The organism is Streptomyces sp. DG2A-72, assembly GCF_030499575.1.
GTDB lineage: Bacteria > Actinomycetota > Actinomycetes > Streptomycetales > Streptomycetaceae > Streptomyces.
Genome location: NZ_JASTLC010000001.1, coordinates 4,479,346 through 4,500,366, shown reverse-complemented (window position 1 = coordinate 4,500,366; position 21,021 = coordinate 4,479,346). Strand labels below are relative to the sequence as shown.

The 21,021-nt window shown below is 69.9% G+C and carries 18 protein-coding genes and 1 pseudogene; 12 read left to right on the top strand and 7 right to left on the bottom strand.

The features are described 5' to 3' along the window. Window positions 1-43: 43 nt before the first annotated feature. Window positions 44-427 carry a cold-shock protein gene (locus QQY66_RS21185; protein ID WP_301981923.1) on the top strand — a complete coding sequence of 128 codons (384 nt, stop codon included), beginning with the start codon at window positions 44-46 and terminating at the stop codon, window positions 425-427. 200 nt (window positions 428-627) lie between these two features. On the opposite strand, the gene QQY66_RS21180 is transcribed toward QQY66_RS21185, so the two are convergent. From QQY66_RS21180 to QQY66_RS21165, 4 genes are all read right to left on the bottom strand, one after another. Beyond that, window positions 628-1,476: a 1,4-dihydroxy-6-naphthoate synthase gene (locus tag QQY66_RS21180; protein WP_301981922.1), complete on the bottom strand. Its 849-nt coding sequence runs from the start codon at window positions 1,474-1,476 to the stop codon at window positions 628-630. Continuing rightward, entirely contained in the window at window positions 1,466-2,143 is a 678-nt protein-coding gene (locus QQY66_RS21175; protein ID WP_301981921.1) for a futalosine hydrolase, read from the bottom strand. The genes QQY66_RS21180 and QQY66_RS21175 overlap by 11 nt, the downstream gene beginning before the upstream one ends. After that, window positions 2,113-2,592: a DUF2771 domain-containing protein gene (locus tag QQY66_RS21170; RefSeq protein ID WP_301987436.1), complete on the bottom strand. Its 480-nt coding sequence runs from the start codon at window positions 2,590-2,592 to the stop codon at window positions 2,113-2,115. Before QQY66_RS21170 ends, QQY66_RS21175 begins: the two co-directional genes overlap by 31 nt. Before the next feature lie 181 nt (window positions 2,593-2,773). Beyond that, window positions 2,774-4,198 (bottom strand): MFS transporter, encoded by a 1,425-nt coding sequence (locus tag QQY66_RS21165; RefSeq protein ID WP_301981920.1) that lies wholly within the window; start codon window positions 4,196-4,198, stop codon window positions 2,774-2,776. A 464-nt stretch (window positions 4,199-4,662) separates the two neighbouring features. On the opposite strand from QQY66_RS21165, the gene QQY66_RS21160 reads away from it, so the two are divergent. The 5 genes and pseudogenes from QQY66_RS21160 to QQY66_RS21140 all read left to right on the top strand — a co-directional run bounded on the left by QQY66_RS21160 (window position 4,663) and on the right by QQY66_RS21140 (window position 10,568). After that, window positions 4,663-5,589 (top strand): DUF3027 domain-containing protein, encoded by a 927-nt coding sequence (locus tag QQY66_RS21160; RefSeq protein ID WP_301981919.1) that lies wholly within the window; start codon window positions 4,663-4,665, stop codon window positions 5,587-5,589. Window positions 5,590-6,361: 772 nt separating this feature from the next. Next, window positions 6,362-6,559, top strand: a pseudogene (locus QQY66_RS21155) (transcriptional regulator); the annotation flags it as partial. After that, complete coding sequence (locus tag QQY66_RS21150; protein ID WP_301981918.1) at window positions 6,556-6,774, top strand: DUF397 domain-containing protein; 219 nt, start codon at window positions 6,556-6,558, stop codon at window positions 6,772-6,774. The pseudogene QQY66_RS21155 and the gene QQY66_RS21150, both read left to right, overlap by 4 nt. 10 nt (window positions 6,775-6,784) lie before the next feature. Then, a complete protein-coding gene (locus tag QQY66_RS21145; protein WP_301981917.1) occupies window positions 6,785-7,315 on the top strand; it encodes a GNAT family N-acetyltransferase in 531 nt (176 codons plus the stop codon). Between the two features lie 133 nt (window positions 7,316-7,448). Next, window positions 7,449-10,568, top strand: coding sequence for a molecular chaperone Hsp90 (locus QQY66_RS21140; RefSeq protein ID WP_301981916.1), 3,120 nt, complete (start codon window positions 7,449-7,451; stop codon window positions 10,566-10,568). Between the two features lie 62 nt (window positions 10,569-10,630). On the opposite strand, the gene QQY66_RS21135 is transcribed toward QQY66_RS21140, so the two are convergent. Further along, window positions 10,631-11,011: a DUF6086 family protein gene (locus tag QQY66_RS21135; RefSeq protein ID WP_301981915.1), complete on the bottom strand. Its 381-nt coding sequence runs from the start codon at window positions 11,009-11,011 to the stop codon at window positions 10,631-10,633. A gap of 407 nt (window positions 11,012-11,418) precedes the next feature. Between QQY66_RS21135 and QQY66_RS21130 the strand changes: the two genes are divergently transcribed. The 3 genes from QQY66_RS21130 to QQY66_RS21120 all read left to right on the top strand — a co-directional run bounded on the left by QQY66_RS21130 (window position 11,419) and on the right by QQY66_RS21120 (window position 14,330). Further along, complete coding sequence (locus QQY66_RS21130; RefSeq protein ID WP_301981914.1) at window positions 11,419-12,288, top strand: calcium-binding protein; 870 nt, start codon at window positions 11,419-11,421, stop codon at window positions 12,286-12,288. A 191-nt stretch (window positions 12,289-12,479) separates the two neighbouring features. Continuing rightward, window positions 12,480-13,388, top strand: a complete 909-nt coding sequence (locus QQY66_RS21125; RefSeq protein ID WP_301981913.1) for a hypothetical protein — start codon at window positions 12,480-12,482, stop codon at window positions 13,386-13,388. A gap of 96 nt (window positions 13,389-13,484) precedes the next feature. Further along, on the top strand, window positions 13,485-14,330 hold the full coding sequence (locus QQY66_RS21120; protein ID WP_301981912.1) for a hypothetical protein: 846 nt from the start codon (window positions 13,485-13,487) through the stop codon (window positions 14,328-14,330). Between the two features lie 9 nt (window positions 14,331-14,339). Here QQY66_RS21120 and QQY66_RS21115 read toward each other — a convergent pair whose 3' ends face one another. Beyond that, window positions 14,340-16,739 carry a cation-translocating P-type ATPase gene (locus QQY66_RS21115; protein WP_301981911.1) on the bottom strand — a complete coding sequence of 800 codons (2,400 nt, stop codon included), beginning with the start codon at window positions 16,737-16,739 and terminating at the stop codon, window positions 14,340-14,342. Window positions 16,740-16,843: 104 nt separating this feature from the next. Then, on the bottom strand, window positions 16,844-17,128 hold the full coding sequence (locus tag QQY66_RS21110; protein WP_301981910.1) for a DUF2530 domain-containing protein: 285 nt from the start codon (window positions 17,126-17,128) through the stop codon (window positions 16,844-16,846). A 138-nt stretch (window positions 17,129-17,266) separates the two neighbouring features. On the opposite strand from QQY66_RS21110, the gene QQY66_RS21105 reads away from it, so the two are divergent. The 3 genes from QQY66_RS21105 to QQY66_RS21095 all read left to right on the top strand — a co-directional run bounded on the left by QQY66_RS21105 (window position 17,267) and on the right by QQY66_RS21095 (window position 21,016). Then, entirely contained in the window at window positions 17,267-18,718 is a 1,452-nt protein-coding gene (locus tag QQY66_RS21105) for an NCS2 family permease (RefSeq protein ID WP_301981909.1), read from the top strand. A 118-nt stretch (window positions 18,719-18,836) separates the two neighbouring features. After that, window positions 18,837-19,571 (top strand): Crp/Fnr family transcriptional regulator, encoded by a 735-nt coding sequence (locus tag QQY66_RS21100; protein ID WP_301981908.1) that lies wholly within the window; start codon window positions 18,837-18,839, stop codon window positions 19,569-19,571. Window positions 19,572-19,630: 59 nt separating this feature from the next. Then, entirely contained in the window at window positions 19,631-21,016 is a 1,386-nt protein-coding gene (locus QQY66_RS21095) for an RICIN domain-containing protein (protein ID WP_301981907.1), read from the top strand. Window positions 21,017-21,021 lie beyond the last annotated feature (5 nt).

Here is a 21,021-nt window from a genome sequence, read left to right as displayed (position 1 = left end):
TTTCCGAAGCAGTTTTCCGACGAGTACGAGGACGAGGACAGACGTGCCTACCGGCAAGGTCAAGTGGTTCAACAGCGAGAAGGGCTTCGGCTTTCTCTCCCGTGACGACGGCGGCGACGTCTTCGTCCATTCCTCGGTCCTCCCCGCCGGAGTCGAGACGCTCAAGCCGGGTCAGCGAGTTGAGTTCGGGGTCGTCGCCGGGCAGCGCGGTGACCAGGCGCTCTCGGTGACGCTTCTCGACCCGACCCCGTCCGTCGCGGCCGCCACTCGCAAGAAGCCGGACGAACTCGCCTCCATCGTCCAGGATTTGACGACCCTCCTCGAGAACATCACGCCGATGCTCGAGAGGGGCCGCTATCCCGACAAGGCCGCCGGCGCGAAGATCGCCGGCCTGCTGCGAGCGGTCGCCGACCAGCTCGACGTCTAGATCCCGTAGATCTTCCGGACTTCAAGGGGAAATCCAGCGCACCCGGACCGAGGGGCGACACCAGCCCCTCGGCCGCAGCGGAGGCAGCAGTCCCTCGGCTGCCGCGCCGGTCAGCAGGCACCTGATGGCCGTGGCGCCTCTTTCTGCCGTCCTTGCGCTGCTGCGCGGGCTCCGTTCGGTGGTTGCTGTGTTCGGTGGGGTCAGGGGAACGAGAGGGCTTCGGGCCCGAGTGGAGGCAGTAGTCCCTCGGCTGCCGCGCGGGTCAGCAGGCCCCTGACCGCCGCGTAGCCGTCCGCGCCGAGGTCGTGGGTGAACTCGTTGACGTACAGGCCGATGTGCTGGTCGGCGACGGACGGGTCCATCTCCTGGGCGTGCTCCATGACGTACGGGCGGGAGGCCTCGGGGTCGTCCCAGGCGGCCTTCACGGAGGTACGGATGGACTCGGCGAGCAGCCGCAGCGTGTCCGCGCCCAGCGACTTCTTCGCGATGATCGCGCCCAGCGGGATCGGCAGCCCGGTGGTGCTCTCCCAGTGCTCGCCCATGTCGGCGAGCTTGTGCAGGCCGTAGTTCTGGTACGTGAAGCGCGCCTCGTGGATGACGAGTCCCGCGTCGACCTTTCCGTCCCGGACGGCCGGCATGATCTCGTGGAACGGCATCACCACGATCTCGCCGACGCCGTCCTCGACCGTGTCCGCTGCCCAGAGACGGAACAGCAGATACGCCGTCGACCGCTCGCTCGGCACGGCGACCGTGCGGCCGGCGAGGTCCACGCCCGGCTCGCGCGTCAGTACCAGCGGCCCGCAACCCCGGCCCAGCGCGCCCCCGCACGGCAGTAGCCGGTACTCGTCGAGGACGTACGGCAGGACGGCGTACGACACCTTCAGCACGTCGAACTCGCCGCGCTCGGCCATGCCGTTGGTGATGTCGATGTCCGCGAACGTCACGTCGAGCGCGGGGGCGCCGGGGACGCGGCCGTGGGCGAGGGCCTCGAAGACGAAGGTGTCGTTCGGACAGGGGGAGTAGGCGATCTGCAGCGGCTCAGCGGTCATGCCTGTTCCAACTCTCCAGTACGGGCGCGAGCTTCCCGAAGCCCTCGGTGAGGGCGGCGAGGGCGTCGCCGATGCGCCAGGCGGCGCGGTCGCGCGGGCCGACGGGGTTGGAGACGGCGCGGATCTCCAGCACGGGAACGCCGTGCGCGGCGGCGGCCTCGGCGACGCCGAAGCCTTCCATCGCCTCGGCGAGGGCAGTGGGATGGCGGTCACGGAGCGCGGCGGCGCGGGCGGCGGTGCCGGTCACGGTGGAGACGGTGAGTACCGCGCCGGTACGGGCTCCGGTGGCCGCCGCGAGCTCTCGTACGAGTGATTCCGGCGGACGATGGGTGACGGCGCCGAAGCCCAGCTCCGTGACCGGCAGAAAGCCGTCGGGCGTCTCGGCGCCCAGGTCGGCGGCGGTGATCTCGTCGGCGACGACAAGGGAGCCGACGGGGGCGTGGGGTGCGAAGCCGCCGGCGATTCCGGCCGAGACGACCAGGTCGTACGGGAACATCGCGAGCGTCGTGGCGGTGGTCGCGGCGGCGCGGGCGGGACCCACGCCGACGGTGAGGATGTCGCCCGTGAACGCCCGTGCCACCGCGTCCCGTTCGGCCGGGACGGCGGTGGCTACGAGGACGCGTACGGCAGGCGTGGTCAGTCGTCCTTCTTCAGCTTGAAGGACCACAGGCCGGTGACCGTGTTGCTGTTCTTCTTGCCGTCGGCCGCCTTGATGGAGACCAGGGTCGAGTCGCCCTGGGCTCCGTACTGGGCGTTGAAGAACACGCTGCCCGGGATCGTGCGGTACGTCTTGTCGCTGTCCTCGGTGAGCGGCTGACCGTTCATCAGGATCGTCCAGCGCTTGTCGGCGACCTCGGGGTCGACACCGAAGCGGACGGTCTCGTCCGGGTCCACGGTGATCGACTTGATGTCGGTCTCCTTCAGGCACTTCGTCAGGTCCGCGGACTTCAGGGCCTCGCCCTCACCGCCGCAGGTGGCCTCCTCGCTGACCGAGGAGGTGCCGACGGTGACCGTGGACATCGGGGTCGGCTTGTCACAGGCCGAAAGGACGAGCAGTCCGGCGGATACGGCGCCGGCGGCGGCGACAGCGCGGCGGCGTCGCACAGCGGATTGCATGGTCATGGGCGAAGGCTATCGGGCACGTCCTTGCTCCGCTGGAAGCGGGGTGACGAACCTGCGGGTCGGTGGGGGCTGGTCGCTCCCCCACTCTCGGCTTCGCTCGAGCGGGGGGACCCCCATCGCGGCGGAGCCGCATATCGATACAGCACCGCGCCCCTTACGGGGCGCGGTGCTCTGGCTACGCCACGCGTGTCCGTGGTGAGCCGCCCTGGCGGGCCGAGGTGAGCAGGCCGCGGACCGTGGTCAGCCAGCCGGCGGCGACGATGGCGGCGGCCACCGAGAGGCCGAAGCCGCCTTCGAGGGGCAGGACGATGCCGACCGCGCCGCCGAACACCCATGCCACCTGCAGCAGCGTCTCGGAGCGGGCGAACGCGGAGGTGCGGACCGTCTCCGGTACGTCCCGCTGGATCAGCGCGTCCAGGGACAGCTTGGCCAGCGCCTGCGCGAACCCGGCGGAGGCCGCCAGACACGCCACCATCGCCGCCCCGAAGAAGATCGCCGCGGCGATCGCCGCACCGAGCACGAACGCCACCACCGTCACGATGATGATCTCCGGTGCGCGTGACCTGAGCCACGCCCCGACCGCCGTACCGATCGCGTTGCCCGCGCCCGCCGAGACCGCCACTATGCCCAGCGACACCGCCGCGCTCTCACCGGTCAGCGGATGCTCGCGCAGCAGGAACGCCAGGAAGAAGATCAGGAAGCCGGAGAGACAGCGCAGGGCGGCGTTGGCGCCGAGGGCGTGGGTGACGGCGATCCCGACGGTGCGCAGCCCGGGACGCTTGACGGGCTTGCGGTGCGGGCCGTGCAGATGCTCCTCGTCGGCGGCGAGCAGGGCCGTGTCCTCACCCTTCGCCGAGTCGACCTTCGGCGGCAGGGAGAAGGAGAGGATCGTACCGGCGACGAAGATCACGAAGGCGCCGTAGAGGGGCCAGCGATCCCCGACGGACTGCAGGCCGGCTCCGATCGGAGCCGCCACGCCGGTGGCGAGGAGCCCGCCGAGGGTGACCCGCGAGTTGGCTTTCACCAGGGAGAAACGGGGTGGCAGGAGCCGGGGCACGACGGCACTTCTGACCACGCCGTACGCCTTGGACGCGACCAGCACGCCCAGCGCCGCCGGGTACAGCTCGATGGAGCCGGAGCTGACGGCACCGGCCAGGATCAGCGCGAGCAGCGCCCGGGCCAGCATCGCCATCGCCATCGCCGCGCGGCGGCCGTGCGGGATGCGGTCGAGGAGCGGGCCGATCACGGGGGCGAGCAGCGTGAAAGGCGCCATGGTGATGCCGAGGTACAGCGCGACCCGGCCGCGGGCCTCGTCGGTGGGGACGGAGAAGAAGACGGTGGAGGCGAGGGCGACGGTGATCATCATGTCCCCGGCGCCGTTCACCCCGTGGAGCTCGATCAGCTTGCCGAGGCCGGACTCGCCCGCCCCGTGCGCATGCGTCGCCTTGCGGATACCGCGGGCGGCGCCCGTCACCGGCAGATGCAGGGCACGGCCCACCGAACGCAGCGGCCCACCCACCCGGCCCGTCCCGTTCCGTCGGCTGCTCCCCTTGATCCCACCGACACGGGTGGCACCGTGGGGCGTCCTTGCACCTGCCATTCCGCCATAGTGCCCCGAGATGGGTACGGGTAGTGCGGTTACGGCACGGATGGCGCCGCACTTTTGCACACCGACGGTTTCTGGAAGCGCCCCAAAGGGGCGCGGGGCTGTATCGATCAGCGGCTCCGCCGCGGGGCGCGACCAGCCCTCACGGCGCAGTACCCGCCCGACGGCAGGTCCTGGCACGTCAGAAGGCGCATCAAACACCCCCGTGTCCGAAGAGCCCACGGAAACTCAACGTCGGTGTAGGCCCAGCGCCAGCGAACAGGTAGCGTGCGTAGCGCGTCGTGGCGAACGTTCTCGGCCGCGCGCCTCTCGGTCATCCCGCAGAATGGATGGAGCAGGTGCGCCCGAGCACGATCGGGCGCGGACGTCGACGCGGCCCCAAGGTCCGCTCCGTTCCGCCCGACCGCCTTCAGGCAAAGGCGCACCCGAGAGACTGGCGTAGGAGAGAAGCGATACCAGTGAGCGCAGCGATCACGCGAAGCCGCACCCCCGACCGCCTGTGTGCCGAGGCCGTCGACCTCGCCCGTGCCGCCGCCGAGGAGGCCGCCGCGCCCGGCGTCGTCGGCGAGCACGCGGGGCTGGTGTCGGAAGGCGACCGGGTCGTCACGCACTTCTTCGAGTGCAAGGAGCTCGGATACCGCGGCTGGCGCTGGGCCGTCACGGTGGCGCGCGCCTCCCGCGCCAAGTTCGTCACGCTGGACGAGGTGGTGCTGCTCCCCGGCCCGGACGCGCTGCTGGCCCCCGAGTGGGTGCCGTGGAGCGAGCGGCTGCGCCCCGGCGACATGGGCCCCGGCGATCTGCTCCCCACCGACGCGGAGGATCTGCGTCTGGAGCCCGGCTACTCCGGCGAGGACGAGCCGCCGCCCAACTCCGCCGTGTTGCACGAGATGGCCGAGCTGGTCGAGGCGGAGGACGCGGAGGTGACGGCGGGCCCGCCGGCGAACTTCTCCGTGGCGCCCTCGCGCGGCTCGATCGCGTCGGTCGCGGAGGAACTCGGCATGCGCCGGGCCCGCGTCCTGTCCCGCTACGGCCTGCATGTCGCCGCCGACCGCTGGGAGGAGGCGTACGGCCCCAAGACCGCGATGGCCCAGGCGGCACCGGCGTCCTGCGTGAGCTGCGGCTTCCTCGCGCCGATCGGCGGGGCGATGGGACAGGCCTTCGGGGTGTGCGCGAACGAGTTCTCACCCGCGGACGGCCACGTCGTGTCCCTCGCCTACGGCTGCGGCGGCCACTCGGAGGCGGCGGTCATGCCCAAGCCGCCGCGGCCGGCCCCGCCGGTCATCGACGAGACCCGAGTCGACCCCTTCCCGCTGCGGCCCTCCCCGGATTCCGGGTCGGTGCCGGTCGGGGCGGACGAGGAGTCCGTGGAGTTGGGACACTCGTAGCTTTGGGCGCGGTGGGTGAGAGGCAGACCTCACAGGGCGGTCACCTGGCTGGCAGGCAGCACAGGTCTTGGCTCCAGCCCGAGCAGGATGTGTCTTCGGCGGGGCCCTGGGCGCGGCACCGGCCCGGCGGTTGCTGCTCAGGCCTCGTGCGGTGAGTTCGGCGATGGGATCGGCCGTGGACATGGAAAGCTTCGGCAGCCCGACCAGTTCGCTCGCCTTACGTTCCACAGCGGCCAGGAATCCTGGCGGAGCGGTACGGGCGGCTTCCTCGGCTCCGAAGGCGTACTCCCCTTTCCAGCTCACCCGCGGACTGCCTTCATGGCTTCGTCCAGGACCGCACTGAGGTCGCGCAGAGCTGCCTGCGCCTGGGCCGGATCCTCATGTTCCAGGTCGCTCTTCGCCCGGGTGTAGCGGACGGACAGGTCGGGCCGACGGGCGATCTCGATGTCCCTGGCCCAGGTCAGCGGCGCCCCGTTGCGCCGGCCTGAGTGCTCATGGTGTCCTCCAGAGGGTGCCCAGGCCAGATCATCCGGCCCGAGGGCAGGGAACCGGACAGAACGGTCTCAGGCGGTGGTGGCAACGGGAGTGCGGCAGTCATGGCAGCGTCCGGGGGTCGGTGAGCGGAAGGCGCGGTCGCAGCCTTCGCAGCCTTCGCAGTTGCAGACGCCGGTGCATGCGCGGGCCGTGATCGAGGACCGCTCGTTTGGCCCGGCAATCGGTCTTCACAATGGTGTGGCGACAGCAGCATGGGCCTCGGTGTTCGTCGGCATGGCTGGATGGAAGGATCGAGTTGCTGAAGTTCCCGGACGGTACGGCGGTGGGGCGCGCCGACGGCCTGTTCAACGGTCGGCCCGGCTCCGAGCCGAGGCATCTCCGCATCCTGGAGCTGCAATCTGGCACCATCCGGGCGCAGGCCCTCCCGCCACGGAAGTCGCCGGCCTTCATCGAACAACTGCTGGGAGAAACATGATCCGCAAGGCCTCCCCTGGGGACGCCTCCGAACTGGCGTGGTTCAAGAGCAGCTATAGCGGCGGCACCAACGGCGAGTCCTGCGTCGAGATCGCGGAAGCGCCCCGCACCATCCATGTCCGCGACTCCAAGCACGCCGACGGCCCCCGCCGCACCCCCACCCCGGAGGCCTGGGCCGACTTCGTGCCGTACGCCTCACGGAGTTCCCGGATCTGAAGGGCTGCAAGTGACGACTTCCCGGACACTCCTGCGGGCGGCGAGCGTCGGCGACGTGGACAGGATCACCGACCTGCACACTCTGGCCCGTGCGGCGTACTACCAGGCAGGCGGGCTGTCGGATGCGGAGCTCACGTCCTCCGGCGCGCGCTCTGATCGGCGGGAGAGCTGGATGCGTGCCGTCCGTAGGGACGACAGGACCGTGCTGTGCGCGGAACGAGGCGGCGAGATGGTGGGGATCCTGTCGATGGGCCCACCCTGCGAAGCCGGCGTCGATGCCACCACAGTGGGTCAGCTCTACCAGATCCACGTCCGCCCCGGTCTGTGGGGACAAGGCGTTGGCAGCCACCTGCACGCCGCATTCGTGAGCTTCCTCCGCGACGCGTCCCTCTCCTCGGGCGTACTGGGGGCATGGGAGCGCAACAGCCGAGCCCAGGTCTTCTACGCCCGACACGGCTGGAAGCCGGACGGACACCATCGGCCCGGCCCGGGTGACGCGAACTACGTACGCATGCGCCTCAGCCTGGACGCCGCGGTCTGACGCCCCTCAGGCTGCGGAGGAGCGTCCGCGCGGCGACCCCTCATCAGGCTGATGACTGGACGGCGAACCGCGGCGTCCGCATCGCGCGATACCTTCATCCTCACGCTGATGAGGGCCGATGAGGAGAGACAACGTGAGCAAGTTCGTGCGGCCGGCCGCCGAAGGCGCGGACCCCTTCGGGACGGCTCGTCTGCGGCGCGGAGTGCTGGACGCGTGGGCGACCAGCCCGGCCCGGTTCCGTGAGGACGCCAACGCCGAGGAAGATCTCGTCCTCGGCGGCTACCGGGACCGTCTTGTCGTCGAGCTCGCTCAGAACGCCGCCGACGCCGCGGCCAGGGCAGGCGTACCCGGACGGCTCCGGCTCACCCTCCGCGACGGAGTCCTGTTCGCCGCCAACACCGGCGCGCCCCTCGACGCGGCCGGCGTCGAGTCCCTCGCCACGCTCCGCGCCTCCGCCAAGCGCGAGACCGCGGAAACGGCGATCGGCCGCTTCGGCGTCGGTTTCGCCGCCGTCCTCGCCGTCACCGACGAGCCCGCGGTCGTCGGCCGGCACGGCGGCGTCCGCTGGTCCCTCGCCGAGGCACGCGAGCTGTCCGCGGAGACCGCACGGCACAGTCCCGGACTCGGGGACGAGATCCGCCGGCGCGACGGCCACGTCCCGCTCCTCCGTCTCCCGTTCGCCGCCGAGGGCACCGCCCCCGACCCGTACGACACCGTCGTCATCCTGCCCTTGCGCGACACGGCCGCCGCCGACCTCGCCGAGCGCCTGCTGCACGCCGTCGACGACGCCCTCCTCCTGGCCCTGCCCGGCCTCGAAGAGGTCGTGATCGAGACCGAGGACGTCCGCACCCTGCGCCGCCGCACCGAGGGCGCCCTGACGGTCGTAGAGGACTCCAGGGAGGGCACGACCCGGTGGCGTACGGTCGCCGCGCACGGGCCGCTCGCGCCCGAACTGCTTGCCGACCGGCCCACCGAAGAGCGCCTGCGCCCGCACTGGTCCGTCACCTGGGCCGTCCCGGTCGACAGCGACGGCTCCCCGGCCCGCCCGCGCACCAGCGCCGTCGTCCACGCCCCCACCCCCAGCGACGAGCCCCTCGGCGTCCCCGCCCTGCTCATCGCCTCCTTCCCCCTCGACACCACCCGGCGACACGCGGCACCCGGCCCGCTGACCGACTTCCTCGTGGAGCAGGCGGCGGACGCGTACGCCGAGCTGCTCGCCGGCTGGCGCCCGGTGAGCACCGGCATCATCGGCCTCGTCCCCGGCCCGCTCGGCAAGGGCGAACTGGACGGGGCACTGCGCCAGGCGATCCTCCAGCGGCTGCCCCGTACGTCCTTCCTGCCCCCCGCGGTCCACGGCACGGAGGACGACGAGCTGCCCGAGTCGCTCCGCCCCCGTGACGCCGAGATCGTCGAGGGCGCCGGCGCCGACACCGTGCGCGTGCTGGCCGAGGTGCTGCCCACGCTGCTGCCAGCCGGGCTCGAACGGCGGGTGGAGCTGCGGACGTTGGGCGTCGCGCGGGTCCCGCTGACCGACGCGATCGACCGCCTCGCCGGGCTGGAGAAGGAGCCGAACTGGTGGCGGCGGCTGTACGACAGCCTCGCGGGCGTCGACCCGGATCGCCTCTCCGGCCTCCCCGTGCCGCTCGCCGACGGCCGTACGACGATCGGCCCCCGGCAGGTCCTGCTCCCCACCCCGGACGCCTCCCGTATCGACCCGGAGATGCTCGCCCGGCTCGGCCTCAAGGTCGCCCACCCGGACGGCGCGCATCCCCTCCTGGAGAAGCTGGGCGCGCTCCCCGCGACCCCGCGCGCCGTGCTCACCACCCCTCAGGTACGGGCCGCCGTCGCCGCCTCCCTGGACGAGGACGGCGGGATCTCCTGGGAGGAGGACGCCGCCCTCGACGCCGAGGAGCTGGCGGACGCCGTCCTCGCGCTCGTCCGGGACGCCGGGCTGGAGCCCGGCGACGAGCCGTGGCTCGGCGCGCTGGCATTGCCCGACGAGGAGGGGGAGTTGGTGCCCGCCGGTGAACTCGTCTTCCCCGGCAGCCCCTTCCACCAGGTCATGCGGGAGGGCGAACTCGCCACCGTGGACGCCGAGCTGGCCGAGAAGTGGGGCGAGCAGCCGCTGGCGGCCTGCGGAGTACTGGCCGGTTTCGCGCTCGTACGGGCCACGGACGTGGTGCTGGACCCGGACGAACTGGAGCCGCGCGAGGGCGACTTCGCCGAACCCGACGACGCTGGACTGCTGGACGCGGTGGACGTCTGGTGCGAGGACATCCTGGACCGCTTCCCGGACACGCCGGTCCCGCCGGTCGCCACAGAGCTGGTAGCAGTACGCGACCTGGACTTGATCGACGACGACCGCTGGCCCCAGGCGCTGGCGCTCCTCTCGCAACCCCCCTTGCGCGACGCGATCGTCCAGCCGGTCCGGATCCTCCTCCCGGACGGCACCCACGAGGTCGTACGTCCCTACACCGCATGGTGGCTGCGCGGAAACCCGGTCCTGGACGGCCGCCGCCCGGCCGGTCTGCTGGCGGCGGGCGGTGACCCCCTCCTCCGCGGCCTGTACGAGGAGGCCGACGCGACCGGGTTCGAGGACGAGCAGGTACTGCGGGCGCTGGGCGTACGGACGTCGGTGTCCGCGCTGCTCGACGAGCCGGGCGGCGCCGCCGAGCTGCTGGACCGCTTGGCCGACCCCGACCGCGAGGTCACCGCCGCCCAACTGCACGCCCTGTACAGCGCGTTGGCCGACCTCGACCCCGAGCAGGTGACCCTGCCGGACGACCTGCGGGCCGTGATGGACGGGGAGGTGACCGTCGTGGACGCCGCCGACGCGGTCGTGGTCGACTCCCCCGACCTGCTCCCCTTCACGGACGGCGTCCCCCTGCTCCCCGTCCGCCCCTCCCGCGCCGCCGAACTGGCCGAGCTGTTCCAAGTCCGGCGACTGAGCGAGTCCGTGACGGGCTCGGTGGACTCCGAGGGCACGGAGCACGCCGTACCGGACTCGGTGCGGGTGCTGTTGGGGGCGCGGACACCCGAGTCGTACGTCGAGCACGAGGAACTCGTCGTCGACGGCGTCGAGATCGACTGGCGCCTGACGACCGACGGCGTCCTGCACGCCTCGACCCTTGAGGGCGTCGCCGCGGGTCTGGCTTGGGCGGCCCGGCAGTGGCCTCGCCGGTTCGAGGTGGCGGCGCTGCTGGAGGATCCTTCGCGGACGGAGGAGTTGGCTCGGGATCGGTGGTTCGACTGAGAACTGGGCGGCTGCCCCAGCGGAGAGACTCCAGTGGGGCAGCCGCCATGTTGGGTCTTCTGTCAGTCCTCGACCCACATTCCGCGCTGGTAGGCGTCGTACTCCGTCAGGAGTCCCGCCTCGCGTTCCGGAACGCGGGTGATCGCGCCGCCGCCGTTCTCCAGCATCACGATCGAGGCAAGTAGCAGGCCCCGCATCAGGTCGTGCATGAGGAAGTTCCTGGTGGAGCAGTAAGCGTCGTACAGGCCCTGAGTGAACTTCCGGAACGTCTCCAGGTCGACGTCGGCGCCGCCGCGCTCATTGGGCGTCAGCCCGGTGGGCAGCCCCAGCTGCTCGCCGGCGCCCTGCGCGAGGGACACGTACAGCTGCCCCACCCGGAGTGCCGGGTCCCAGAGGGTCCTGGTCCGGTCCGCCGTTTCGAATTCGTAGCTCAGTGGTCCCACCTCACCCTGATGTCCTCGTCCGGGTACTGCTCCCGCAGATGCTGGATCCGGGCCTCGACCGCCGCCCTGAACCGCGGATCGATGTTCGCGTGCGTGTACCGGAACCCGATCGGGGGCGTTCCGGTAGTGCTCGGGCAGTAGGTGCCGTTCAGGCCGTACCCTTTCGGGGTGGTCGCGGATCTTCTCGACGAGCTTCTTGTCGTTCACCTGGCCATCCCCTCCCGCTCAACTCCCATTCATTTACGGTGAGTTCGTAAACATCACTTCACCGTATCCGTACAACCTTTCACCACCGCCGCGAATCTCCTCACCGGAGTCAACAGGCTCCACCATCACTTGGGCCCCGCGCCGACGACGAGCCGTGAGGAACGACCGGTGTCGGGGTCCGCATACGACGTGGGGAACGCATGCGTATACGAGCCACTGTGGCTGCCCTCTCCGGCGCCCTGGCCCTGTCCGCCCTTGCTGTGCCGGCCGCGCAGGCCGACGTGCAGGGCGCCGTGAGCATCGACAGGCCGGGCGTCCAGGAGGGATTCGGGGCCTCCTCGGCCAAGTCCGGGTTCGCCGCCCAGGCCCTGCCCGAGGTGTCCAACGTGACCGTCAACTCCGGCAAGGCACTCGTCTTCGGCACCACCACCGTCAGGACCTTCGAGGTGTCCCTGACCGCCAGCCACTCCAGCGGTATCGCGGACGCCTACATCGACCTCTGGTACGGCACGGACCCCGAGAACCCCGACGGCTGGCTCCCGCCCAACGAGGAGACGGCCACCTGCACGGCGACCAGCGAGACGACGTCGAACTGCAAGCTCACCATCACGGCGTCCCCCGGTCTGAACGGCGACGGCATCGGTGAGCTGTACGCCAACGCGCTGGCCGGTACCTGGCACGTCGCCGCGGCCGCCGCGTCCAACGACGGCGAGGTCTACGGGAACGACTTCTACAAGACTCACAAGGTCCAGCGCCTCGCCAAGCTGACCGCCGACGCCGCGCCTGAGCCGGTGAACGCGGGCCAGACCATCACCGTCTCCGGCAAGCTGACCCGCGCCGACTGGGAGACCGGCACGTACGTCGGCCTCAGCGGCCAGTCGCTGCAGCTGCAGTTCCGTGCGTCGACCGCCAGCGCGTACTCCACCGTGAAGGGCATCTACTCCACCACCGGCGGCGCCGCGAAGACGACCACGAAGGCGACCGTCGACGGCCACCACCGCTTCAGCTTCGCGGGCATCTCCAGCACCGGGAAGGCCACCGCGACCGGCGACTACGTCGGCGTGCGCTAAGCCCGACCCTGTGGCGGAGGGGGATCTTGAGATTTCCCGCACAAATCTCGCACCGTCCGTACAACCATTCCCCTCCGCCACAGATCTGATCACGTGAGTCAACAGACTCCGCGATCATTTGGGCCCCGTGCCGACGACGAGCCGTCGGGAACGACCAGCGCCGGGGCCCCCTTTCTCCACTTGGGGAACGCATGCGTATTCGAGCCACCGTGGCCGCCGTCACCGGCGCCCTGGCCCTCTCCGCCGTCGCCGCTCCGGTCGCGACGGCCGCCGAGCCGAAGGTCCCCGCGAACGTGGCCGCCGCCCTCGACGCCGTGGCCGCGGCTGACGGCACGTCGGCGTTCGCCACGGCCGCGGCCGGCGCGTCGTACGTCCTGGACGCCTCCTTCTCCAACGTGAAGGTGAACAGCGGCAAGAACGTCGTCGTCGGCACCACCGCCACCGTCAAGGTTCCGGTGTCCTTCACGCTGACCCATGGTGCGGACGTCGACATCCACGCCGCGGACTTCGTCGCGGCCGTCCAGCTGTACCGCGGCGAATCGTTCGGTGACTCCTTCTCCGACTTCACGAGCAGCGACGCCACCTGCACGGACTCGTCCGCGACCGTCGCCTCCTGCAAGGCCACCGTCGCGATCGACCCGTTCTACCTGTTCAACGACGACGCCGCCTCCTGGAAGGCGGCCGCGTTCGCGGTCGCGTACAACGGCGAGGACCCCGACGACCCGGACCTGGACAAGGTCGGCGTCGTGGTGAAGGACCCGACGAACTCCTTCAGGTTCCAGCGTCTGTCCCAACTGACGGTCAACGCCGCGCCGGAGCCGGTGAAGAAGGGCAAGACCATCACCATCACCGGCAAGCTGACCCACGCCAACTGGGACAACAGCAGGTACGTCGGTTACGGCAACCAGTCGGTGGTGCTGCAGTTCCGCAAGAAGGGCACCACCAACTACACGAACGTCAAGGGCATCAAGACCAAGACGACCGGCAACCTGAAGACCACCGTCAAGGCATCCATCGACGGCTACTACCGCTTCCAGTTCAAGGGCACCACGGCCACCGCGCCGGTCACCGTCGCGGGCGACTACGTCGATGTGAAGTAAGCGGTCCCCGAGAAGCGTTCGTCACCGACGCCGGGGCCCCCGTGCCCCGGGTCGGGCAGTTTCCCCACCTTTTGCTCGGTCCACCTGAGGAAGTTCATGCGCATCCGTACCACCGTGGCCGCCGTCACCGGCGCCCTGGCCCTCTCTGCTCTCGTCGTCCCGGCCGCCCAGGCCGCCGACGCTCCCGCCTCCGGCAAGCTCCCCCTGAGCACGGCCGGCTCCACGGCCGCTGCCGCCGAACTCGACGTCACCTTCTCCAACATGCAGGTCAACAAGGGCAAGTCGATCGTCGTCGGCACCACGGCCCAGGTCGCCGTGCCGGTCACGTACACCCTGACCCACGCCGCCGACCTCGACACCAGCGCTGACAACTTCGCCAGCGGTCCCCTCATCTACCGCGGTACCTCGGTGGAGTCGGCGACCAACGTCCTCATCAGCGACGACCCGGGCACCTGCACCGCCGCCTCGTCGACGGTCCTCAACTGCTCGGCCGTGATCAACATCCGTCCGGCCGACGGTGAGCTGTCGAGTTCCGAGGCCGGCACCTGGAAGGCGGGCGGTCTCGCCGTCACCGCCGACGAGGACACCAAGTGGCAGGGCGACCTTGGCACCCGCAAGGTCCTTCGCGCCGCCAAGCTGACGGTCAACGCCGCGCCGGAGCCGGTGCTGAAGGGCAAGACCATCACCGTCACCGGCAAGCTGTCCCGCGCCAACTGGGACACCAACACCTACGCGGGCTACGCCAACCAGAAGGTCGTGCTCCAGTTCCGCAAGGCGGGCACCACCAACTACACCAACGTCAAGGGCATCACGTCGACCTCGACCGGCACCCTGAAGACGACGGTCACGGCCTCCACGGACGGCTACTACCGCTTCACCTTCGCGGGTTCCCCGACCACGGCGCCGACTGCGGTCGCCGGTGACTACGTCGACGTGCAGTAAGACACGGCATTACCGCTGGACGGGAAAGCGGCGGTCGACCCACTTCCAAAGCACCTCCAGGGCGACCGCCGCCACCACCGCGATGCCGACGGCCATCCACGGCATCGTCACCCCGACCAGCTTCAGTGCGAAGAACTCCTGCAGCCAGGGCACGATCAGCACCACCAGGAAGCCGCAGCCCATGGCGGCGACCAGGAGGATCCGCCACCAGGTGTAGGGGCGGGCGACGATCGCCAGTACCCACATGGAGATCAGGAACAGCGTCAGCGTCGCCGCGCTGGTCTCCGCTGCCAACGAGCCTTCGCCGGTGTAGTAGCTGCGGGCTATCAGGTACGTCGCGAAGGTCGCAAGGCCCGCCAGGACCCCGCCCGGGATCGAGTACCGCATCACCCGGCGTACGAAGTGGGGTTTCGCCCGCTCCTTGTTGGGCGCGAGGGCGAGGAAGAACGCGGGGATGCCGATGGTCAGGGTGGAGAGAAGGGTCAAGTGGCGGGGCAGGAAGGGGTATTCGACCTGCCAGCAGACCACCAGGATGGCCAGCAGGACCGAGTAGACCGTCTTGACCAGGAACAGGGTCGCTACCCGCGTGATGTTGCCGATGACCCGCCGGCCCTCCGCCACCACCGACGGCAGCGTGGCGAAGCTGTTGTTCAGCAGCACGATCTGGGCGACGGCTTTCGTGGCCTCCGAGCCCGACCCCATGGACACGCCGATATCGGCGTCCTTCAGGGCGAGTACGTCGTTCACGCCGTCGCCGGTCATCGCGACCGTGTGCCCCTTGGACTGCAGCGCGCCCACCATGTCCCGCTTCTGCTGCGGGGTGACCCGCCCGAACACGGTGCCCTCGTCGAGGGCGTCCGCCATGCCGTCCTTGTCGGAGGGGAGCCGGCGGGCGTCGACCGTCGTACCGGACAGGCCCAGCTTGCTCGCGACCGCGCCGACCGACACCGCGTTGTCGCCGGAGATGACCTTGGGCCGGACGTTCTGCTCCTCGAAGTAGCGCAGGGTGTCGGCGGCGTCCGGGCGCAGCCGCTGCTCCAGGACGACCAGGGCGGTGGGGCGGGCGCCCCGGGCGACCTCGGGGTCGTCGAGCTCGCGGGTGACGCGGGCCAGCAGCAGCACTCGTAGACCCTGTTCGTTGAGCCGGTCCGTCTCGGCCAGCGTGGGGTCGTCGTCGGCGAGGAGGACGTCCGGGGCGCCGAGGAGCCAGGCGCTGGACTCGCCGTTGCCCTCGCTGAAGGAGGCGCCGCTGTACTTGCGGGCGGAGGAGAAGGGGAGGGACTCGGTGCAGCGCCATTCGTCGGCGTCCGGGTAGGCGTCGATGATGGCCTGGAGCGAGGCGTTCGGGCGGGGGTCCGACTCACCGAGGGCGCCCAGCACCTGTCGTACGTACGTGTCGTCGGCGCCCTGGAGGGGTCTCAGCTCGGTGACGTCCATGCCGCCCTCGGTGAGGGTGCCCGTCTTGTCGAGGCAGACCGTGTCGACGCGGGCGAGGCCCTCGATGGCGGGGAGTTCCTGGACGAGGCACTGTTTCCGGCCAAGACGGATCACGCCGATCGCGAAGGCGACGGAGGTGAGCAGGACCAGGCCCTCGGGGACCATCGGGACGATGCCGCCGACGGTGCGGGCGACGGAGTCCTTGAAGTCGTTGTTCTTGACGACCATCTGCGTGATGATCAGGCCGATCGCGGCCGGCGCCATCATCCACGTCACGTACTTGAGGATCGTGGAGATGCCGGTGCGCAGCTCGGAGTGGACCAGCGTGAAGCGGGAGGCCTCCTCGGCGAGCTGGGCGGCGTAGGCCTCGCGGCCCACCTTGGTCGCCTTGAACGCGCCGCCGCCCGCGACCACGAAGCTGCCGGACATCACCTGGTCCCCGGGCTGCTTGACGACCGGATCGGCCTCACCGGTGAGCAGTGACTCGTCGATCTCCAGACCGTCGGCCTCGATGCACACCCCGTCGACCACGGCCTTGTCACCCGGCCCGATCTCGATCAGGTCGTCCAGGACGATGTCCGAGGTACTGACCTCGGCGGCCACCCCGTCCCGTCGTACGGTCGGCCGGGCCTCGCCGATCACCGCCAGGGAGTCGAGAGTCTTCTTCGCCCGCCACTCCTGGATGATGCCGATCGCGGTGTTGGCGAGGATCACAAAGCCGAACAGGCTGTCCTGGACGGGCGCGACGAACAGCATGATCACCCAGAGCACGCCGATGATCGCGTTGAACCGGGTGAAGACGTTGGCGCGGACGATGTCGACGGTGGACCGGCTGCTGCGCACCGGGACGTCGTTGACCTCCCCGCGCGCGACCCGCTCGGCCACCTCGGCGGCGGTGAGCCCGGTCACTGCCACGTCGGTGGGTATCGGGTGCGCGGATTCGAGTTCGGCGCCCGCGTCGATATGCGTCATGCATTCGACGTTACGTGCGGATTTACGCCTTCACCCGCTGAGTGCGCGGAAGTTCCGACTTGGGGAGGAGGGGTGTCGTGCCCTGGTTGTAGGGCGCGGACACATCAGGACGACTGGGGTTCGCCGGTCGTTTCCTTGGGCTGCTCGAGGGCCGCTCGCTTGAGCGCGGCATCGCGCCTGCGGACGTACCAGATACCGATCAGCCCGAGCCCGCCGCCGGCCAGACAGGTCCACACCCACCAGGTGTGGCCGTGGTCGTCGAACCAGCCGTAGAAGGGCAGCTGCACCAGGAAGAGGACGAACCAGAGGATCGTGCCGCCCGTGACGGTGCCGGCCACGGGGCCCTCCAGGGGCTCCGGCGCCTCGTGTGTTGGGGTCCACTTCGCCATGGGGGACAGCTTACGAGGCGATCGGGTGTCTGAGAGGAGTGAGATATCTACGCGCGGAGATGGTCGACCCCGACCTTATATGTTCATACTGAAACCGTTTGTGCCTGACCACTTCTCTTCGTAGGAACCACCACATACATGTCCACCTCGGCCCCCGCCAAGGTCCCCGCCCCCGAACAGCCGGGAGCCGGGCCCGCCTACGGCGCACTCGACCGCTTCTTCAAGATCTCCGAGCGGGGCAGCACGCTGCCGCGCGAGATCCGCGGCGGTTTCGCCACCTTCTTCGCGATGGCCTACATCATCGTGCTGAACCCGATCATCCTCGGCAGCGCGAAGGACATGTACGGCAACCAGCTCGCGGGCGGCCAGCTGGTCACCGCTACGGCCGTGACGGCCGCGTTCACCACGCTGCTCATGGGTGTCATCGGCAACGTACCGATCGCGCTCGCCGCCGGTCTCGGCGTCAACTCGGTCGTCGCGCTCCAGCTCGCCCCGCGGATGTCGTGGCCGGACGCGATGGGCATGGTGGTGCTGGCCGGTTTCATCGTGATGCTGCTGGTGGCCACGGGTTTGCGTGAGCGGGTCATGAGCGCCGTGCCCTACAGCCTCCGCAAGGCCATCTCCATCGGTATCGGCCTGTTCATCATGCTGATCGGCCTGGTCGACTCCGGTTTCATCTCCCGCATCCCGGACGCCGCGCAGACCACGGTCCCGCTGCAGCTGGGTGGCGACGGTCATCTCACCGGCTGGCCGGTGCTGATCTTCATCCTCGGCACGCTGCTCACGCTGGCGCTGATCGTGCGCAAGGTGTCCGGCGCGATCCTGATCTCGATCGTCGCGATGACGGTGCTGGCCGTCGTCATCAACGCGGTCGCGGACATCCCCTCCTGGGGGCTGACGACCCCGACGTGGCCGGGCAACCCGGTGGCCACGCCCGACTTCGGCCTGATCGGCGAGGTCAGCCTGTTCGGCGGCTTCTCCAAGGTCGGCGTCCTGACCGGCACCCTCTTCGTCTTCACGGTCCTGCTGTCGACGTTCTTCGACGCGATGGGCACGATCATGGGCGTCAGCGACGAGGCCAAGCTGACCGACGCCCAGGGCCATATGCCCGGCATCAACAAGGTCCTCTTCGTCGACGGCATCGCGGTCGCCGCGGGCGGCGCCAGCTCCTCCTCGGCCACCACCTGCTTCGTGGAGTCCACGGCAGGCGTCGGCGAGGGCGCCCGCACAGGCTTCGCGAACGTCGTGACCGGCGCGCTGTTCGCCGTAGCCCTGTTCCTGACACCCGTCGCCACGATGGTCCCGTCACAGGCGGCCACTCCGGCGCTGCTCACGGTCGGCTTCCTGATCCTGGCCGGTTCGGTCAAGGAGATCGACTGGGCGGACTACACGGTCGCGATCCCGGCCTTCGTGACGATGCTGATGATGCCGTTCACCTACTCGATCACCAACGGCATCGGCATGGGCTTCATCACCTTCGTCGTCCTGCGCCTGGCGGCCGGCCGCGGCAAGGAGATCCCGGTCGCGATGTACGTCGTCTCGGCGGTGTTCGCGTTCTACTACCTGATGCCTGCGTTGGGTCTGACCTGACCTGATCTGTCCGCTGAGCCCGTCCGTCCCCGGCCCGCCTTCAGCTGGAATCCGGGGACGCAGTGCTGTCCACCGCCCTACGCTCGATCCTTGATTCGTCAATCTTCCAGGGGTACGGATGGACGAGGCAGGGGCCAGGGAGCTCATACGGGACAACTGCGAGGCGTGGCGCGCCGCCAGCTTCCTTCGAGCGCTGGAACCCGCGGCTCTGCGGGCTCTCGTCATGGCGGGTGAACCAGTCGGCTTCGGCAGGGCCGAGAAACTGATGATGGAGGGCGAACGGGGTACGGACGTCTTCCTGCTCATGTCCTCGTTCGTCAAGGTGACCGCGGGCATCGGCGGCACCGGCGAGGCACTCCTCGCGATGCGTGCCGGAGGCGACGTGGTCGGCGAGATCGCCGCGCGGGACGGCGGTCCCAGAACCGCGACCGTCACGGCATGCGGGCAGGAGCCGGTCAGGGCCGTGCGGCTCAGCGGGCCTGGCCTGGAGCAGTACCTGGCCGACCGGCCGGAGGTGCGGCTCCAGCTGGAACGGACGGTCCTGGGCAAGTTCCGGACCGCAACCCTGCGGCGGATCGACAACTCCTCGACCAGGGCACGGATACGGCTCGCGCGAGCCCTCGTCGCGATGGCGGAGGACTTCGGCACACCTCTGCGCGGCAGCACGGTCATCCAGGTGGATCTGACCCAGGTCGAATGGGGCGCCATGATCAGCTGCTCGGAGAAGACCGTCGAGCGTGCCATGGCCGAGCTGGCACGGCACGGCCTTGTCGAACGTCATCGCAGACGGCCAATTGTCCGCGACCTCGAAGCGCTGCGCGCGCTTGCCTATGATGGCGCCCCCTCTTCGTGAAAGCCCTTTCCCTCGCTCGCGGCCGCAGCGGCCCGGCGATCGCATACAGGACGGCAAACTTGAACGAGCAGCGTGAGGGCGGTCCCGGCTTCGTCCTCTGGACTACCGACGATTTCCCCGGCTACAGCAAGCTGCCCGGCGAACAAGGGCGAGAGGTCCAGAACGCCCTGGAGGAGGTTCGCGCGGAGGCCGAGCGGACGTCGGGGATCAGCCGACCGCCCGACGGCATCCAGAAGGGCGGAGACGGCGAGTCGGTGTGCTGGAAGAACCTCACCCCCGTCCCCTATCTCAAGGAATACGTTCCCGCGCTGTCGGACGCGCTCGACAAGGCGAACAAGCGCCGCGGAAACCGCCCGAAGCTGCGCCTGCGCCTCGCGGTGACCTATGGCACTGCCATGGACGCGCCCGGGGGTGTCGCGGGCAGGCCGCCGATCGAGGCGGATCGGCTGGTCAGTAGTCGGCCGTGCAAGTACGTGACCGAAAAGCTCGCCGACAGCGGGCTGGTGGTGATCATCAGCGACCGGGTGTTCCAGGACACGGTCAATGAGGGCTGGGAGGAGCTGGATCCCCGGGCGTACGTGCCGGTCAGGCTTCGGGACAAGAACGGTATGTCCTGGGCCGCCCACATCACCGTGCCGGGTGTCGCGCCCGCCCGGGTGCGGTCCGCCGCCCTGCGTCAGCGGTACGGCAGGCCGGCCGCCTGCGTGGCCGCCGTAGTGGTCGCCGTGCTTGGCCTGCTCGGAGCGTTGACGCCTTGGTCCGGGCTGACCGGATCCGAGGCCTCCCCGGATCTGGATCCGAGTCCGACGCCGACTGCCACGCCGTCCGGCAGCCCTTCCCCTTCCGGCTCCCCGTCGCCCAGCCCCAGCCGCTCGCGAACGGATTCCGGGGCGCAGGGCGGCGGTGGGACGTCGGACGGCGCTCCGATAGCCGGCCAGTCCGACGCTCCCGCCCCCGCGACGACGCGTCCGACGGCGGCAGCGGTCACGTACGCAGAGGGAATGATCCAGAACGTCGAGAACGGACTGGTCGTGGACGTATACGGCGACACCATGACAGCAGGGACCCCTGTCATCCTCGCCTCGGCCAGTTCCGACAAGAGTCAGATCTGGAAGAGGGTGAAACCCAATGGAAACGGAGCCGAATACGCGTTCAGCCCTTCCCAGTTCTTCATCTACAACGAGCTGGACAGCGCGCGCTCCACCACGCTGTCCCTGGATACCAGCACCAACGCTGCCCAGATGGTGAGCACCTCCTACGGCGGCGAGTTCGGCTCCACCCCGTGGACACGCAGTGCCGTGACGGGCGGTCCGGTCAACGCCTGGTACCTCCAGATGGCCAGCGGGGGTCAGACCCTGTGCCTGACCGCCCACGGCAAGGGCAAGCCGCTCACTCTCAGTACCTGCGTGGACGAAGACGAGTCGCAGGAGTGGATCCTCCACTGACCCCG